Consider the following 17,110-nt stretch of genomic DNA (forward strand, 5'->3'; position numbering starts at 1 on the left):
ATGAAGCCGACCCTGATGAAGACCGCCTTGGCTGCCGCCCTTTTGCTGGCGCCCGTTCCCGCCTTCGCCCAGGCCGCCGCCGGCGCCGTGCCGAACGCCTTCGACAAGCCCGCTCAGTCAGGAACCGCCCAGGCGCGCCCTGCACCCGCGCCGACCGGCGCGGCCCAAGCGCCCGACATCGCCCGTTCGGAAGAGGCCTTGCGCGCCGTGATCGCCGCGGCCCAAGGCACGGGTTTCGACTATTCGGACTTCACGGCCGGTCTTGGAGCCCAGATCCGCCAACAGGAGGCCCAGGTCATCCCGCTGATCAAGGGTTTCGGCGCGATCAAGACCGTCCAGTACGTCAGGCAGGAAGGCGAGGCCCAAATGTTCAAGGTCACCTTCGACAATCAGGTCACCGAATGGATGATCGGCTTCGACGCCGAGGACAAGATCGCCGCCCTGCTGTTCCGTCCGGCCGAAAGCTGATCCCTCAGGTCTCCGTCGCGGGCGGCGCGTCTTCGTCCGGGATGGGGCCGGTCTGGTGGTACAGACGCGCCGCCGCATAGCAGGGCGCCACCGTGCAGGTCTTCATCACCAGGCGCACGGTGTAGGCGCCGTTAGCCGAGGGCTGGATGTTTATCACCGGCGCTGAGTCCGGCAGCGTGTCGCGTTCGACGATCTTTCCCGCCGGATCGAGCAGCTCCATGTCGAGGTCGGAGCATTCGTTGTCGCATTCGCCCAAGATGCGATAATTCTTGCCGTTCTCAAGGTTCAGTTTCCAGGCGTGAACTTCCGTCGGCTGCATCGCGACGACCACATCTTCGACGCCGGCGACGGGTGAAAAGCCCTTGGCGAGTTCCTTGGCGGCTTCATCAAGATAGCCACGCGCCACGCTGCGAATTTCGGCCCGATCCCGAGCGGACATGGAAACCTGCGGCGTGGCGGCGATGACGGCCTTGTCCTGTTCGGACTGGGCCGGCGCCTGAGGTCCGGGATCGGCGCTGTCCTTCTTTCGGACCTCGTATTGGCCGCAGGCGGCGAGGCCGCCCGTCGCCAGCATCAACCCGATCGTCATCGCCCGAAATAGCCGCATCCGCGCCTCACTCAACCGTTGCTGTGGAAGCTGAACGATATCGAACAAAAGACGTTCCTGCGTCTCAGTCGTCCTGACGGGGTTTTCCTCTGCCGGACTTGATCGTGGACCGCGTGGTCTTGGCCTTGAGCCGTCGCTCTTTCGACGCCTTGGTGGGGCGGGTGGGCACGCGATAGACGGGTCGGATCGAGGCCTCGTCCACCATGGCCTGGAGCCGTTCGATGGCGTCGGCGCGGTTGCGCTCCTGGGTGCGGTGGCGGACGGCGGTGATCAGGATCACCCCCTCCAGCGTCAGCCGAGTGCCGGCCAGCTTCATCAGCCGCGCCTTGACGGGCTCGGTGAGGGAGGGGGAGTTCTTCACGTCGAACCGCATCTGGACGGCGGTCGAGACCTTGTTGACGTTCTGGCCGCCCGGTCCGCCGGCGCGATAGAAGTGAAACTCCAGCTCGTCCTCGGGGATGACGGTGGTCACGGGGCCGCCCTGCGCGCCTTGACCACGGCCTGATCCAGCGCCTGCAAGAACCGTGAGCGGTCGGCGGCAGAGAAGGGCGGCGGGCCGGAGGTGGCCACGCCCATGGACCGCAAATGCTCGCCCACCATCCGCCCGGCCAGGGCTGAGCCGATGGAATCCGGGGTGAAGGGCTGGCCGTTGGACTTCAGCGCCTGTGCCCCCGCCTTCAGGCAGCGGTCGGCCAGGGGGATGTCTGCGGTGATGACCACGTCGCCCACGCCCGCTCGCTCGGCGATCCAGTCGTCGGCGATGTCAGGCCCGGCGTCGACCACTACTTGTTCGATCAGGGGCTCGCGCGGGACCTGCATCCAGGTGTTGGAGACCACATAGGTCTTCAGCCCATAGCGCCGCGCGACGCGATAGACCTCCTCCTTCACCGGGCAGGCGTCGGCGTCGATGTAGAGGGTGGTCGGCATGGGCCTGACCTAGCGCGGACGGGGGCGGGTCGTCGAGGGTTGGCAGGAGGGAAGGTCGTCGAAGGGGATTGGCTGAGCGAAGCAGCGGTCGGGAGCGTCGGCAGGAGCGGCGGAGACCCTATTTTCGCGCCTCAGCCACGGCTACCGCCGAAGCGATCAGGCTGGCAGATACTTCGCCGGAGAATGTGTTGACGGTGATGGCTCCCTGTTCCGGGACACTCACGTCAAAGATGACGTTCCCATCGTCAGCCAGCACTTCGAGCCTGATGCCTTCGAAGTCCACATCCGACGCCCACTGGTATTCTACAAGACCGCTCGCTGTCGAGATTGTGCCCATATAGGCACCGTAGTCGTCCTGACGAGCAGCGGCTATGGGGCCATTGCGAAATCGGCACCTGATCGGAAAGTAGGTCTCGGCAGCTCCCGTCTCCTTCCCGCCTTGCGCCGAGGGGGACCGCAAAGTGGGGGCTCCGGACGCCGCAGAGGTGCTGACGGTCGTGCGGACACGTCCCCTCCCGTTTCGGCGCTATGCGTCGATACGCTTTTCCAGAGGGGGAGGAGACGAAAAAAAGACGGGACTGTGCGGCCCCGCCCTTTTCCGTTCAGACCAAAGCCGCCCTTAGTTGCGATAGGCCGGCGGCATCGGGGTCTGCTGGCGATAGCGGTCGCGCAGCATCAGCGGGCGGCTGGTCAGCGGTTGCTCGACGCCGTCGACGAAGATGGCCGACGGCTGGCTCAGCGGCTCCAGCGGATCGCCGGACCAGACCACGACGTCGGCGGCGGCGCCCGGCGTGATCTGGCCGAACTGTCCGGCCATGCCGAAGATCCGGGCCGGATTGACCGTCAGGGCGGCGATGGCGGCGCCGTAAGGCAGGCCGTGCGAGACGGCGTTTCCGGCGTTGTAGCGGGCCTCGCGGGCGCGGTGGGTCGAGCCCTCGTTGCCCTTGATGGCGATGACCACGCCGGCCGCGTTCAGGGCCGCCGCATTCTCCATCCGCGCCGCCCGCATCTCGAAATCGCTGGGCAGGTTGGAGATGGGGTTCAGCAGCACGGGCACGCCGGCCGAGGCGATGTCGCCGGCGACCAGCCAGCCCTCCTCGGCGCCGTCCAGGATCAGCTTGATCCCTTCCTCGCGCGCCAGACGCAGCACCTGCTGGATGTCGGAGGCGCGGTGGACGCTGACGATCAGGGGCATGGAGCCGTCAGCGACCGGGATCAGGGCCTCCAGGTCCGCGCGCGACAGGCTGAGGTCGCGCAGGCCGGCCCGCTCGTATGCCGACTTGTTGCGGGCATACAGGCGGACCTCCGACAGGGTCTCCTTGAACAGGACGAACTGCGCCCCGCGCGCGCCGCCGGCGATGCCGGCGCCCGCCTCGCCGAACGGGGCGACCATGGCCACACGCGGCTTGACCAGGATGTCCGTGCCCTGGCCCAGGTTGATGATGGCCGCCTGGCCCGCGAACAGGCCTGGCGTCTGATAGCCGCCGTCGCCGGCGCCGGCCGTCTCGTCCTCATGCACATGGCCGCCGGACGAGCCGGGGTGCTGGGGCACGACCACGGCGCGGGTGATGCCGCCCAGGCGCGCCACCGGCAGGGTGAAGGACCAGGGGTCCAGGCCGTAGGAGATGTCGAAGGCGGCGCTGAGGGTGTTGGCGCTGTTGCGCAGTTCGTTGGTGCCGCTGACGGCGCCGACCTCGGTCCCGGCCAGGCCGGAATCGACGGCGACGAAGCCGGGGGCGACCGTCTTGCCGGTCGCGTCGATGACACGGGCGCCGGATGGGGCGCTGCCTGAGCCGACCGAGACGATCTTGCCGTCACGGATCACGACGGTGCCGCCCTCGATGACGGAGGTTCCGGTCAGGATGCGGCCGCCTGTTATCGCGACCGTCTCCTGTGCAATGGCGGGGGTGGCGAGAGACAGGGCCGCGACCGACAGGGCGGCGACGGCGCCCGCGAGGATATGAGACAGGCGCATCAGCGGGCTCCTTCCGTGACGTTGGCGGCGGTCAGGCCATAGCCCGGCTGACCCAGTTCGAAATCGCTGGTCGGCTGATAGGCGGGGTTGGCGCGGTCGAAGGTCAGGGCACCGTCGATGAAGACCTGATCGGCGCGGGCGTAGATCGAGAAGGGATCGGCGCTCCAGATCACAACGTCGGCGCGCTTGCCGGGCTCCAGCGACCCGGTCTGGTCGGCGATGCCGATGGCCTTGGCGGCGTTGGAAGTGATCCAGCCGATGGCGTGTTCCTCGGAGATGTTCAAACCGGCGCGACGACCGGCTGACAGGGCGGCGGCGGCTTCCTGGTTCAGGCGCTGGGTCAGTTCCGCGTCGTCGGAGTGAATGACGGCGCACGATCCCTGCTGGGCGTCCACCAGGGCGGCGTTTTCCTCGATGGCGTCCAGGGCCTCCATCTTGAAGCCCCACCAGCCGGTCCACATGGCCGCGCAGATGCCGTTGGCGGCCAGTTGCGGCGCCAGCTTGTAGGCCTCGGTGGCGTGGTGGAAGGTGGTGATGTGGTAGCCGAACTCCTTGGCCATATCCATCATCAGCGCCATCTCGTCGGCCCGGTAGCAGTGGTTCTGGATCAGGATCAACCCGTCCAGCACCCCGACCAGGGTCTCGTTCTGAAGGTTGCGGGTCGGGGCCGCGCCTTCGCCGTCGGCGCGCCACTTGTCCCACTTGGCCTTGTAGTCGCGCGCGGCGATGAAGGCGGCGCGATAGCCGGCCATATTGCCCATGCCGGTCGCCGGGCTCTGGTTACGGCCGCCATAGACGCGCGACGGGTTCTCGCCGCAGGCCATCTTGACCGTATAGGGGGCGGCCGGGAATTTCATGCCCTGCATGGTGATCGATGGCGTGTTGCGAATGGTCACGCCACGGCCGCCGAACAGGTTGGCCGAGCCGGGCAGGATGTGAAGCGTGGTGACCCCGCCGGCGCGGGCGGTGTTGAAGCCCGGATCCTGGGGCCACAACGAATGTTCGGCCCAGACCTGGGCGGTATTCGGGCTGGTCGCCTCGTTGCCGTCGCTCATGCCGCTGACGCCGGGCGACGGATAGACGCCCAGGTGGCTGTGCACGTCGATGACACCGGGGGTGACATAGCGGCCGCGCGCCTCGACGACGCGATAGCCGGTCGGGACGGGGGTGGAGGCGTCGCCGACGGCGGCGATCTTGCCGTCCGTGACCACGACCACGCCGTTCTCGATCTTGCGATCCGTGCCGGTCAGGACCGTGGCGCCGACCACGGCGAAGTTCTCGCGCGGCAGGGGCTGATAGGTGGAAGGGTAGGGATCCAGCGTGGTCGCGGGGTCCAGACCGGCGGCCAGGGTCTGATCCTTCGACGGTTTCGCGGCGGTTTCGTCGGGGGTCTGGCCGGTGGTGGCGCAGGCCGACAGGCCCAGCACGGCGCATGTGATGGCCGCGAGGCTGACGCCCCGCAGATGATGTCCGATCATCGAAATCCCTCTCCCCGCGATGCGTCAGCCCCGACGCCGCTTGCAGCCGTCATAGAAAGGCGTTCGGTCGCGACCGTCAAAAGGTTTCGACGTTCGCCAGTCGTCGCTTGTTCTGGACGCCTCGGCCCGCGACGGCTAACGGCAGGCTCATGAGCTCCGACGACCGTCCCGAAGACGAAAACCCGCATCTCGACCGCCCGCTGCGGTCGTTCGGCCGCATCAAGGCCCGTCCGATCAAGCCCCGCCAGGCGGCGTTGATGGAGACGTTGCTGCCAGAAATCGCCGTGCCCGATCCCAAGGCCGGTCCGCTGGACCCGAAGGCGATGATGCCGGAGGCGGCCGAGGTGTGGCTGGAGATCGGTTTCGGCGGCGGGGAACATATGGCGGCCCAGGCGGCGACGCGGCCGGACGCCCTGGTGATCGGCTGCGAACCCTTCCTGAACGGGGTCGCCTCGGCCCTGCGCCATGTCGAGGAGGGCGGGCTGAAGAATGTCCGCATCCACGCCGACGACGCGCGCGATCTGGTCGACGCCCTGCCGGACGCCTCGGTTGATCGGTTGCTGATCCTCTTCCCTGATCCCTGGCACAAGGCGCGCCACAACAAGCGCCGACTGCTGCAGGACGAGACGGCCCAGGCCTTCGCCCGTATCCTGAAGCCGGGTGGCACGCTGCGGTTCGTCACCGACTGGCTGGACTATGCCGAATGGACGCTGGAACGGCTGAACCGCACGCCGGGTCTGGAACGGATCGGCGCCGCCGATCAGGATTGGTTCGTCCCGCCCGCCGACCACGTCGTCACCCGCTATGAGGAAAAGAAGCTGGGCGACACCGCGCCGGTCTTCCTGGAGTTCTCACGCCGTATTCCACGCGACGTGCCTCAGCGCTGATTGCGCAGAGTAAATACCGCCGGTTTATTGCTGCTGTTTATTTCAAGCGATTGAAAGTAGGAAAGAAATTTCCTGCAAAGCTTTGATTTACAGACATCCTTAATCATCGGCTGTGATGTTGGCTGCGTGATTTTGTCGCGCTGGCACGGCCGTGAGCTGGGCGACATCCAGAGAATGAACCCGACTAGGGGGAGAAGCTTGGGGAGCCGATCTGACGGCTTTTGCTGATTCAGGCAGATGATTGGACTTGTCTTGGTCAAGTCAATGTTCGGGCTGCGCCCATCAATCACCCGATTACAGTTGCTTACAGCGTAACAGCCGGGCGCCTACACACCTCCCTAGGCGTGACTGCTCAAAAAAATAATAACGGGACGACACGAAGGAAGGCTCAAGTGTTCAATAGCATCAAGGCTCGTCTGTGCTGGAGCGTCGCGGCATTGGTCGCAACGACTGTAGCCGCCATTGTTTGCGGGTCTCTGACCCTGATATCGGCGGACAAGAAAATCCAAACGATCATCTACGACCGCGTCGTTCCGTTGGAGCAGCTCAAGGTCGTCAGCGACATGTACGCCGTCAACATCGTCGATACCGCGCACAAGGCGCGTGCCGGCACAGTGAGTTTCGGCGAGGCTGTCGAGCATCTCAAACAGGCTGATTCAGCGATTCAGCAAAACTGGACCGCCTACAAGAATACCGATCTGACCCTTCGGGAAGCCGAGCTCGTCGAGGCGGTCGAGCAAAAGCTGCCGGCGGCGGCCAAGGCGACGGAACGTCTCGAAGACATACTGATCCGGCGCGATCAGGCCGCGCTGGAATCGTTCGTTCGTGCTGACCTCTACCCTGCCATCGACCCGGTGACGGAGGATATATCCAGCCTGGTGACGCTTCAGACCACCGAGGCGAAGAAGGCCGGCGCCGAGGCCAAGTCCGAGTTGTTGATGGCGGAGGTCATGATGTCCGTGATCGCGATCATCGCCCTGTTGGTCGCGGCGGTATCGGCTTTCGTCGTCATCAGGATGGTGTCGAGGCCTCTCGACCAGATGGCATCGGCGATGCGGCGTCTTGCGGGTGGCGACAAGTCCATCGACGTGCCTGCGGTCGGCCGCAAGGACGAGATTGGCAACATGGCCGGGTCGGTCCTGGCCTTCAAGGAAGCGGCGATCGCCAACGACCGTCTGGAGCAGGAGGCCCTGGCGCAACGTTCCATGTCCGAACAGGAACGCGCTGCAAACGAGGCGGAGAAGGCGCGGATCTCGGAGGAGGATCGCGTGGCCCTGGGCGCGCTTGCGGCGGGCCTGGCGGCGATGTCCGACGGCGACCTGACCCACAGGTTCACCGCAGCGGTCGCGCCGCGTTCGGAATCGCTGAAGTCCGACTTCAACGCCGCCATCGCCCAGTTGCAGCAGGCGATCTCGGTCGTGGTCGGCAACATCTCGGGCATCCGTTCGGGCGCAGGTGAAATCTCTCAGGCCGCCGACGACCTGTCGCGCCGCACCGAGCAGCAGGCGGCTTCGCTAGAGGAAACCGCCGCCGCGTTGGACGAGATCACCGCCACGGTGAACAAGACCGCCTCGGGCGCACGTCAAGCTTCCGATGTGGTTCAGGCTGCGCGTAACGACGCGGAGACCTCGGGCGTCATCGTGCGCGACGCCGTGTCGGCCATGCAGGCCATCGAAGGCTCGTCGAGCCAGATCAACCAGATCATCGGCGTCATCGACGAGATCGCCTTCCAGACGAATCTTCTGGCCTTGAACGCGGGCGTCGAGGCCGCGCGGGCCGGCGAGGCCGGTCGCGGCTTTGCGGTGGTGGCTTCCGAAGTGCGCGCCCTGGCCCAGCGCTCTGCCGAAGCGGCCAAGGAGATCAAGACCCTGATCTCGACATCGACCTCACAGGTGGGTTCGGGCGTGAAACTGGTCGGTCAGACCGGCGAGGCCTTGCAGCGGATCGTGGACCGGGTGGCTGAAATCGACGGGCTTGTCCGTGAAATCGCCGCCTCGGCTCAGGAACAGGCCGTCGGCTTGGCCCAGGTCAACACGGCCGTGAACCAGATGGATCAGGTCACCCAGCAAAATGCTGCGATGGTCGAGGAATCCACCGCCGCCAGCCATTCACTGGCCCAGGAGGCTCAATCACTGCAAGCCTCGGTGGCCCAGTTCCGCGTCGGCGATGGCGTTGAAAAGCCGACAAGGCGCCAATCCGCCCCGATGCGGCAGACGCCTTCCGCGCCCGCCAAGCCCGCCAACCGCATGGTCGCCGCGCTCAAGACCATCGGACGCGGCGGCGCGGCGCGTAATGTCGAACCGCAATCCGACGGCTGGGAGGAGTTTTGAGGCGCGACATGCCGACGCTACGGGCTTCTACCTAGCGGCGGTGTTCGGCCAAAGTTAACCTGATTGGTGGAAATGTGACGCTTCGAACTCATTATCGGAACGTCACATGAAAACCTTGTCGATCGGCGGCCGGATCAACCTTCTGACGCTCGTGACCATCGCCGGTCTGTTGATCGTCACGGGACTGGGCCTGTTTCAGGTCAATGCGGTGATGCGCGAAGACATCGCCGACCGGACCAAGAAGACCGTCGAGATCGCCTACAGCGTCGTCGCCCACTACCAGGCCGAGGAGCAGGCGGGCCGTCTGACCCGCGATCAGGCTCAGGAAGCCGCCAAGGCGGCGGTCGGGGCCATGCGCTATGGCCAGGACGACTATTTCTGGATCAACGACATGCATCCCAACATGGTGATGCACCCGATGAAGCCGGCCCTGAACGGCACTGATCTGAGCGCCAAGACCGACGCCGACGGCGTGCTGATGTTCAAGGAATTCGTCGCCGTCGTGCAGAAGGACGGCGAGGGCTTCGTCGACTATCAGTGGGACAAGCCGGGTCAGGAACAGCCTGCGCCCAAGATCTCCTATGTGAAGGGCTTCGCGCCCTGGGGCTGGGTGATCGGTTCGGGCGTCTATACGGACCAGATCGCGGCGGCCGTCGGCAAGGCGGCGCTGACGCTGGGCGGCCTGGCGCTGTTGGTGGCCTTCGCCGCCGTGGCGGCCGGCTGGTTCATCGGACGTTCGGTGTCGGCGCCCGTCGTGGCTCTGGGTCGGCGCATGCGCGGCCTTGCCGATGGCGACAAGACCACGGAAATTCCCGGCGTGGCGCGCGGTGACGAGATCGGTCAGATGGCCGCTGCTCTCGCCATCTTCCGCGACGCCGCCATCGAAAAGGATCGTCTGGAGGTCGAGGCTCTGTCGCAACGCTCGATGAGCGAACAGGAACGCGCCGCCCGCGAGGCCGAAAAGGCGCGCGAGACCGAGGCCGACCGCGTCACCATAACCGCCCTGGGCCAGGGTCTGTCGGCCATGGCCGACGGTGATTTGACCTATCGGATCGAGGCCGAGTTCGCGCCCAAGGCGGCGCAGCTGAAGACCGACTTCAACGCCGCCGTGGCCCAGCTGCAGCAGGCCGTGTCGGTGGTGGTCGCCAACATCTCGGGCATCCGTTCCGGAGCCGGCGAGATCAGCCAGGCCGCCGACGACCTGTCGCGCCGCACCGAACAGCAGGCCGCCGGTCTGGAAGAAACCGCCGCCGCCCTGGACGAGATCACCGCCACGGTGAACAAGACCGCCTCCGGCGCCCGTCAGGCCTCCGAAGTGGTTCGCGCCGCCAAGGGCGACGCCGAAACCTCGGGCGTCATCGTGCGCGATGCAGTCCAGGCCATGCAGGCCATTGAGGGGTCATCGTCGCAGATCAGCCAGATCATCGGCGTGATCGACGAGATCGCCTTCCAGACCAATCTTCTGGCCCTGAACGCGGGTGTCGAAGCCGCTCGTGCGGGCGAGGCCGGTCGCGGCTTCGCGGTCGTGGCTTCCGAAGTCCGAGCCCTAGCCCAGCGCTCGGCCGAAGCGGCCAAGGAGATCAAGACCCTGATCTCGACCTCGACTACCCAGGTCGGTTCCGGCGTGAAGCTGGTCGGTCAGACCGGCGAGGCCCTGCAACGGATCGTGGACCGTGTCGCCGAGATCGACGGGCTGGTGTCCGAAATCGCCGCCTCGGCCCAGGAACAGGCCGTGGGCCTGGCCCAGGTCAACACCGCCGTGAACCAGATGGACCAGGTCACCCAGCAGAACGCCGCCATGGTCGAACAATCGACCGCCGCAAGCCATTCGCTGGCCCAGGAAGCCCAATCGCTGCAAGCCTCGGTGGCCCAGTTCCGCGTCGGCGACGCCGCCCCGGCCCGCGCCACGTCGCCTGCATCCCGTGCACCGGCCAGGCCATCCGCGCCGGCCACGGCTCCTACTCGATCCAGCCACATGGCCGCCGCCCTCAAGACCATCGGTCGCGGCGGGGCGGCGCTGAAGCCTCAGACTGTGCCTGCGCAAGATGGCTGGGAAGAGTTCTAGGGTCTGCATCGACGTCGAGTATCTGATCGTCATCTTCGTCGTGTGCGTGGGTGACGATCAGGCTTGCGGCGCCGAAAGGGGCTGACAAGCGAATGTGAAACGCCTATATGGCCCCTCACATCGTTAGACCGGCGTCCAACGGCGTCGTTCCAAGCGGCGGCCCGGACGGACCGCCGCTTTTGTTTTGGATATTCGTCGCTTGCGCGCAAGAACCGCCCAGGATCGCCAACTGCTGGAGCTGATCGACCCCATCGCGGAGTCGCTCGGTCTGGAAGTCGTGCGCGTCCGACTGATGACCGGCTCAAAGCGTCAGCGCCTGCAGGTCATGGCCGAACGCCCGTCCGATCACGACATCTCGGTCGAACAGTGCGCCAAGCTGAGCCGCGCTGTCTCGGAGGTGTTCGACGCCGCCGACCCCATCGCCGGCGAATATATGCTGGAGGTCTCGTCGCCCGGCATCGACCGACCCCTGACCCGTCCCATCGACTTCGACCTGTTCGAGGGTGAGGAGGCGCGGCTGGAGACGGACCGGATGATCGAAGGCCGCAAACGTTTCAAGGGCGTGCTGGCCGGCTATGAGGACGGTAACGTCCTGATCGACCTGGACGGCGAGGAAGAAACCGCCCTGATCCCGTTCGACTGGCTGAGCGACGCCAAGCTGGTCCTGACCGACGCCCTGATGAAACGGGGCGCCGCCATTCGCGCCGCGCGCGGCGAACCCGAAGACGACGGCCTGCCCGAAGGGGAAGCCGAAGACGCAACAACCGACACCACGACCCCTTCTGAGGACAACGCCTGATGGCCGTCACCGGTATTTCCGCCAACCGCCTCGAACTGCTGCAGATCGCCAATGCGGTCGCGCAAGAGAAGAACATCGAGCGCGAGGTCGTCATCGAAGCCATTGAGGAAGCGATCCAGAAGGGCGCCAAGTCGCGCTATGGCGCCCACCACGACATCCGCGCCAAGATCGACCACAAGACCGGCGAACTGTCCCTGACCCGTCACGTCACCATCGTCGAGGACGACTGGATGCCGGAAGACGAGCTGGAAGAGTTCAACGACAGCGCCATGGTGCGCCTGACGGACGCCTCCAAGCGCGATCCGGAAGCCGTCGTCGGCAAGGAATATGTTGAGACCCTGCCGCCGTTCGAGTTCGGCCGGGTCCAGACCCAGATGGCCCGCCAGGTCGTGACCGGTAAGGTCCGTGAGGCCGAACGCGCCAACCAGTACGAAGAGTTCAAGGATCGCGTCGGCGAGATCGTCAACGGCACGGTCAAGCGCGTCGAATACGGCAACACCATCGTCGACCTGGGCCGTGGCGAAGGCGTCATGCGCCGCGACCAGTCCATCCCGCGCGAGGTGTTCAACATCGGCGACCGGATCCGCACCTACATCTACGACGTCCGGCCCGAGGCCAAGGGCCCGCAGGTCATGCTGTCGCGCGCCCATCCTGGCTTCATGGCCAAGCTGTTCGCCCAGGAAGTGCCGGAAGTCTATGACGGCGTGATCGAGATCCGCGCCGCTGCGCGTGACTCGGGCTCGCGCGCCAAGATGGCGGTCCTGTCCAACGATAGCTCCATCGACCCCGTCGGCGCCTGCGTCGGCATGCGCGGCTCGCGCGTTCAGGCGGTCGTCGCCGAACTGCAGGGCGAGAAGATCGACATCATCCAGTGGAACCCGGACGAGCCCACCTTCATCGTCAACGCCCTAGCCCCCGCCGAAGTCTCCAAGGTCGTGCTCGACGAAGAAGCCGGTCGCGTGGAAGTCGTCGTGCCGGACGAGCAGCTGTCGCTGGCCATCGGCCGCCGCGGCCAGAACGTGCGCCTGGCCTCGCAGCTGACCGGCTGGCAGATCGACATCATCACCGAGGCGCAAGACTCCGAGCGTCGCCAGCGCGAGTTCAGCGAGCGCACCGGCCTGTTCCAGGAAGCCCTGGACGTGGACGAGGTCATCGCCCAGCTGCTGGTCACCGAAGGCTTCGCCACGGTGGAAGACCTCGCCTATGCCGACCCCTATGAAGTCTCCGAGATCGAAGGCTTCGATGAGGAGACCGCCGAGGAACTGCAGGCCCGCGCCCGCGAATTCCTGGACAAGAAGGCCGCCGAGCTGGATGCCAAGCGTGTCGAACTGGGCGTCGAGGACGGCGTGCTTCAGGTGCCGGGCGTGACCCTGCCCATCGCCGTCGCCCTGGGCGAAGGCGGCGTGAAGACGGTCGAGGACCTGGCCGACCTGGCCACCGACGAAATCCGCGGCGGCTACGAAGTGAAGAACGGCGAGCGGGTCAAGGTCCCCGGCGTTCTGGAAAGCTTCAACCTGGCCCAGGAAGACGCCGAACTGCTGATCCTGCAGGCCCGTGTCGCCGCCGGCTGGATCGACGCTTCGGAACTGCCGCAGCCCGAGCCTGAAGAGTTCGAGGAAGGCGAGTTCGCCGAGGGCGAATACGACCCGGACCAGGTGTTCGGCGATGCGCCTGCCGAGGCTGACGCTTCCGACGACGCTTCTGACGACACGGGGGTCCTCGCCGAGGACGACTCCGAACCGTCGAACGCGTGATGGGAGACCTGGCCACATATGAGCTTGCGCGACGCAACGATCGATAGGGAACGCCGGGACCTCGTCACTCACGAGGTCATGGACGAATCTCGCCTGATCCGTTTCGTCGCCGGGCCCGATGGCCAGGTGGTTCCCGACCTGGGCAGGAAACTGCCCGGACGCGGCCTTTGGGTCGAAGCCAGCCGCGCCTCCATCGAGACGGCGGTCAAGAAAAACGGCTTCACCCGCGCCGCGAAAACCAAGCTGACCGCTCCGGCTGACCTCGCCGATGTCGTCGAACGGCTGCTTGTCAGGCGCTGTCTCGACCAGCTGGGTCTTGCCCGGCGCGAAGGCGTGCTTATCTCCGGCTTCGAGAAATCCGCCGCGAACATCCGTTCGGGCAAGGCCGCCTGGGTGGTGGAAGCCGCCGACGGCTCGGCCGACGGGCGTGGAAAGATCCTCGCCCTGGCCCGCCATCAGACCGCGAAAGTCTGCGGCGCGTTCAGTGTGGACGATTTGAGTTTGGCCCTTGGGCTGGAAAATGCGATACACGCCGTCCTGCTTGCGGGCGGACGCGCCGATCGGTGGACCGTAGAGGTCGAACGACTGGCTGGATTTCGGCCGCTTCGTCCCCCTCACTGGGAGGTTTTCAGTGTCGAGGGCGGATCGGCGGGAGCAAACCCTTCAGGGGCGAGTTAGGATTTTGGCGGCCGAGGGCCTGTCTCCAAGGGCGGAGACGGGCTCACGGTCGTTCATGGGTATTAGATGAGGACGGCGGGCCTTTCCGCCCCGAGTAAAGCGACCGGATGAGCGACGAAAACGACAAGACCAACGAAGGCCAGGGCGCAACGGGCGGCACGCCGTCCCAGACGGGGCCGCGCGCTCCGCTGAGCCTGAAGCCGCGCGTTGTGGGATCGGTCCCGACCGGGACCGTGAAACAGAGCTTCAGCCATGGCCGATCCAAGACGGTGGTGGTCGAGACCAAGCGCCGTGCAGGCGCCGGCGGACCGCAACGTCCGCAGGGCTTCGATGTCGCGCGTCCTCAACAGGCCTCTCAGGCGCCGCGTCCGCAAGGTCAGCGTTCGCCGCAACCCGCCGGCGGCGCCCTGTCGCCCGAGGAGCAGGAAGCTCGCCGCCGCGCCATCGCCATGGCGACCCAGGCCAACGCCGCCAAGGCTGACGCTGCCGCCGCCGCCAAGGCTGCCGCCGACGCCGCCGCTCGCGACCAGGCCGCCGCCACCGAACGCGCCGCCCAAGCCGCTCGCGACGAAGCCGCCGCCGCCAAGGCTGCTGCCGAAGCCGCCCGCGCCGAGGCCTCCAAGCTGACCGCAGCCGCGCCTCAACCCACCAAGCCAGCGCCCAAGCCGGCTGCGCCCGTCGCCGCCGCACCGGTCGCACCGACGCCGGCTCCGGCGCCTGTACCGACCGCCGCCGCCACGCCGGCTCCGGCCGCCCCGGCCCGTCCGGCCGCTCCGGCTCGCCCGGTCGTCAACTTCGGCCAGCGCGTGCCCAAGCCCGGCAATCCCCAGCGCGCGGCGCCCGAGCGCCCCGCCTTCGGCGGCCGTTCGGCTCGTGAACAGGCCATGGGCGGCGGAGATCGCGCCTATTCGGATCGTCCGCAGACCGACCGCCCGCAAGGCGCACGTCCGGCCCCCGGCGGCGCAGGCCGTCCGCAAGGCGCCAAGCCGGCCGAGCCCGTCCGTTATTCGGCCCTGAACCCGCGTCCGGCCCCCGGCGCCGCCCGTCCCGGCGGCGCGCGCACCGGCCCTGGCGGCCGTCCGACCCCGAACGCCCCCCCGGCCGAGGCCAATGTCCTGCGTCCGGCCCGTGCGCCCGGCGCCGGCTTCGGCCGTCCGGTCGGTCGCGACGACGATCGCGAGAAGCGCTTCTCCGACGCCGGCAAGGCAGTCAGCCGCACGCGCGGCGAGCCGAAGCGTCGCGAAGGCCGCATGACCATCCAGTCCGTGGTCGGCGACGGCGACGCCGCCGAGCGCATGCGCTCGCTGGCCTCGGTCCGCCGCGCCCGCGAACGCGAGAAGGAAAAGCGTAAGGGCGGCTCGACCGACGCGCCGAACCGTCCGCGCGAAGTGGTAATTCCTGACGTCATCACCGTTCAGGAGCTGTCCAACCGGATGGCCGTGCGCGGCGTCGACATCATCAAGTTCCTGATGAAACAGGGCCTGATGATGAAGATCAACGACGTGATCGATTCCGACACCGCCGAACTGGTGGCCGAAGAGTTCGGCATGGCCGTCAAGCGCGTCTCGGAATCCGACATTGAGTTCGGCTTCCTGGGGGATGCGGACGACGCCGAAGCGGACGATGTCCGGGCGCCGGTCGTGGCCATCATGGGCCACGTCGACCACGGCAAGACCTCGCTGCTGGACGCCCTGCGCACGACCGACGTCGCCGGCGGCGAAGCCGGCGGCATCACCCAGCACATCGGCGCCTATCAGGTGCGTCTGGAAGACGGCCAGAAGGTCACCTTCCTGGACACCCCGGGCCACGCCGCCTTCTCGGCCATGCGGGCGCGCGGCGCCAATGTGACCGACATCGTGGTTCTGGTCGTGGCGGCCGACGACGGCGTCATGCCGCAGACGATCGAAGCCATCCAGCACGCCAAGGCCGCCAATGCGCCCCTGATCGTGGCCGTCAACAAGATGGACAAGCCCGGCGCGACTTCGCAGAAGGTCGTCAACGAACTGCTGCAGCACGAAGTCATCGCCGAAAGCCTGGGCGGCGAGACCCAGATCATCGAGGTCTCGGCCAAGGAGCGGATGAACCTCGACGGCCTGCTTGGGGCCATCCTGGTCCAGGCCGAAGTCATGGACCTGCGCGCCAGCGCCGATCGTTCGGCCGAGGGCGTGGTCATCGAGGCCAAGCTGGACAAGGGACGCGGCCCGGTCGGCACCGTCCTGGTCAAGCGCGGCACGCTGAAGCGCGGCGACATCGTCGTCGCCGGCGGATCGTGGGGCAAGGTTCGCGCCTTGCTGAACGAGCGCAACGAGCAACTGACCGACGCCGGTCCCTCCGTCCCCGTCGAGATCCTCGGCCTGGACGAGGCGCCGTCTCCGGGCGACGTCTTCGCCGTGGTGGAATCCGAAGCCCGCGCCCGCGAGCTGACCGAATACCGTCAGCGGGTGAAGCGCGAGAAGGCCCAGGTCTCGGGCGGTTCGGTGTCGCTGGTCGACATGATGTCCCGCCTGCAGTCCAAGAAGGTCTCTGAACTGCCGGTCGTCATCAAGGCGGACGTGCAGGGTTCGGCCGAAGCCATCGTCAGCTCGCTGGACAAGATGAGCACCGACGAAGTGCGCGCCCGCACGGTCTATTCCGGCGCCGGCGGCATCACCGAGAGCGACGTCAACCTGGCCAAGTCGGCCGGGGCGCCGATCCTCGGCTTCAACGTCCGTGCGTCGAAACAGGCGCGCGATCTGGCCGACCGCGAGGGCGTCGAGATCCGCTACTATTCGATCATCTACGACCTGCTGGACGACATAAAGGGCGTGCTGTCCGGCATGCTGGCACCGCTGCAACGGGAAACCTTCCTGGGCAACGCCGCCGTCCTGCAGGTGTTCGATATCTCCAAGATCGGCAAGATCGCCGGTTGCCGCGTGTCGGAAGGCGTGGTCCGCAAGGGCGCTCGCGTCCGGATCGTCCGCGACGACGTGGTGGTTCTGGAGCTGGGCGTGCTCAACACGCTCAAACGCTTCAAGGACGAGGTCAACGAGGTCACGGCGGGCCAGGAGTGCGGCATGCAGTTCCAGGGCTTCCAGGACATCAAGGAAGGCGACTACATCGAGTGCTTCACGGTCGAAGAGATCAAGCGCACGCTGGACTAGTC

Annotated in this window: 14 protein-coding genes; 8 read left to right on the forward strand and 6 right to left on the reverse strand. The window is 66.7% G+C overall.

What is annotated here, in order from left to right:
• A complete protein-coding gene (locus ACQY72_RS10540) occupies positions 1-468 on the forward strand; it encodes a hypothetical protein (RefSeq protein WP_428153467.1) in 468 nt (155 codons plus the stop codon).
• Between the two features lie 4 nt (positions 469-472).
• Here the strand turns inward: ACQY72_RS10540 and ACQY72_RS10545 are convergent, their stop codons facing one another.
• The 6 genes from ACQY72_RS10545 to ACQY72_RS10570 form a co-directional block, all read right to left on the reverse strand.
• On the reverse strand, positions 473-1,123 hold the full coding sequence (locus ACQY72_RS10545) for a hypothetical protein (protein WP_428153469.1): 651 nt from the start codon (positions 1,121-1,123) through the stop codon (positions 473-475).
• 16 nt (positions 1,124-1,139) lie between these two features.
• Complete coding sequence (gene arfB, locus ACQY72_RS10550; protein ID WP_428153471.1) at positions 1,140-1,547, reverse strand: alternative ribosome rescue aminoacyl-tRNA hydrolase ArfB; 408 nt, start codon at positions 1,545-1,547, stop codon at positions 1,140-1,142.
• Entirely contained in the window at positions 1,544-2,002 is a 459-nt protein-coding gene (locus ACQY72_RS10555; RefSeq protein WP_428153472.1) for a YaiI/YqxD family protein, read from the reverse strand. Before ACQY72_RS10555 ends, arfB begins: the two co-directional genes overlap by 4 nt.
• A gap of 118 nt (positions 2,003-2,120) precedes the next feature.
• On the reverse strand, positions 2,121-2,339 hold the full coding sequence (locus ACQY72_RS10560; RefSeq protein ID WP_372693592.1) for a hypothetical protein: 219 nt from the start codon (positions 2,337-2,339) through the stop codon (positions 2,121-2,123).
• Positions 2,340-2,621: 282 nt separating this feature from the next.
• The gene (locus tag ACQY72_RS10565) at positions 2,622-3,977 is read right to left on the reverse strand and encodes an amidohydrolase family protein (protein WP_428153474.1); all 1,356 of its coding nucleotides are present in this window, start codon (positions 3,975-3,977) and stop codon (positions 2,622-2,624) included.
• Positions 3,977-5,455 carry an amidohydrolase gene (locus ACQY72_RS10570; RefSeq protein WP_428153476.1) on the reverse strand — a complete coding sequence of 493 codons (1,479 nt, stop codon included), beginning with the start codon at positions 5,453-5,455 and terminating at the stop codon, positions 3,977-3,979. Before ACQY72_RS10570 ends, ACQY72_RS10565 begins: the two co-directional genes overlap by 1 nt.
• A gap of 149 nt (positions 5,456-5,604) precedes the next feature.
• Here ACQY72_RS10570 and trmB point away from each other — a divergent pair, with 149 nt between their 5' ends.
• The 7 genes from trmB to infB all read left to right on the forward strand — a co-directional run bounded on the left by trmB (position 5,605) and on the right by infB (position 17,108).
• Positions 5,605-6,342: a tRNA (guanosine(46)-N7)-methyltransferase TrmB gene (gene trmB / locus ACQY72_RS10575; RefSeq protein ID WP_428153477.1), complete on the forward strand. Its 738-nt coding sequence runs from the start codon at positions 5,605-5,607 to the stop codon at positions 6,340-6,342.
• Positions 6,343-6,734: 392 nt separating this feature from the next.
• Complete coding sequence (locus ACQY72_RS10580; RefSeq protein WP_428153478.1) at positions 6,735-8,672, forward strand: methyl-accepting chemotaxis protein; 1,938 nt, start codon at positions 6,735-6,737, stop codon at positions 8,670-8,672.
• A 106-nt stretch (positions 8,673-8,778) separates the two neighbouring features.
• On the forward strand, positions 8,779-10,737 hold the full coding sequence (locus ACQY72_RS10585) for a methyl-accepting chemotaxis protein (protein ID WP_428153479.1): 1,959 nt from the start codon (positions 8,779-8,781) through the stop codon (positions 10,735-10,737).
• Positions 10,738-10,936: 199 nt separating this feature from the next.
• Positions 10,937-11,536, forward strand: a complete 600-nt coding sequence (gene rimP / locus ACQY72_RS10590) for a ribosome maturation factor RimP (RefSeq protein ID WP_426024639.1) — start codon at positions 10,937-10,939, stop codon at positions 11,534-11,536.
• Positions 11,536-13,290, forward strand: coding sequence for a transcription termination factor NusA (gene nusA, locus ACQY72_RS10595; RefSeq protein WP_428153481.1), 1,755 nt, complete (start codon positions 11,536-11,538; stop codon positions 13,288-13,290). Before rimP ends, nusA begins: the two co-directional genes overlap by 1 nt.
• A gap of 18 nt (positions 13,291-13,308) precedes the next feature.
• Positions 13,309-13,968: an RNA-binding protein gene (locus ACQY72_RS10600; RefSeq protein WP_428153483.1), complete on the forward strand. Its 660-nt coding sequence runs from the start codon at positions 13,309-13,311 to the stop codon at positions 13,966-13,968.
• A gap of 107 nt (positions 13,969-14,075) precedes the next feature.
• On the forward strand, positions 14,076-17,108 hold the full coding sequence (infB, locus tag ACQY72_RS10605; protein WP_428153485.1) for a translation initiation factor IF-2: 3,033 nt from the start codon (positions 14,076-14,078) through the stop codon (positions 17,106-17,108).
• Positions 17,109-17,110 lie beyond the last annotated feature (2 nt).

The organism is Brevundimonas sp. (genome assembly GCF_965279155.1).
In the GTDB taxonomy this organism is placed as follows: domain Bacteria; phylum Pseudomonadota; class Alphaproteobacteria; order Caulobacterales; family Caulobacteraceae; genus Brevundimonas.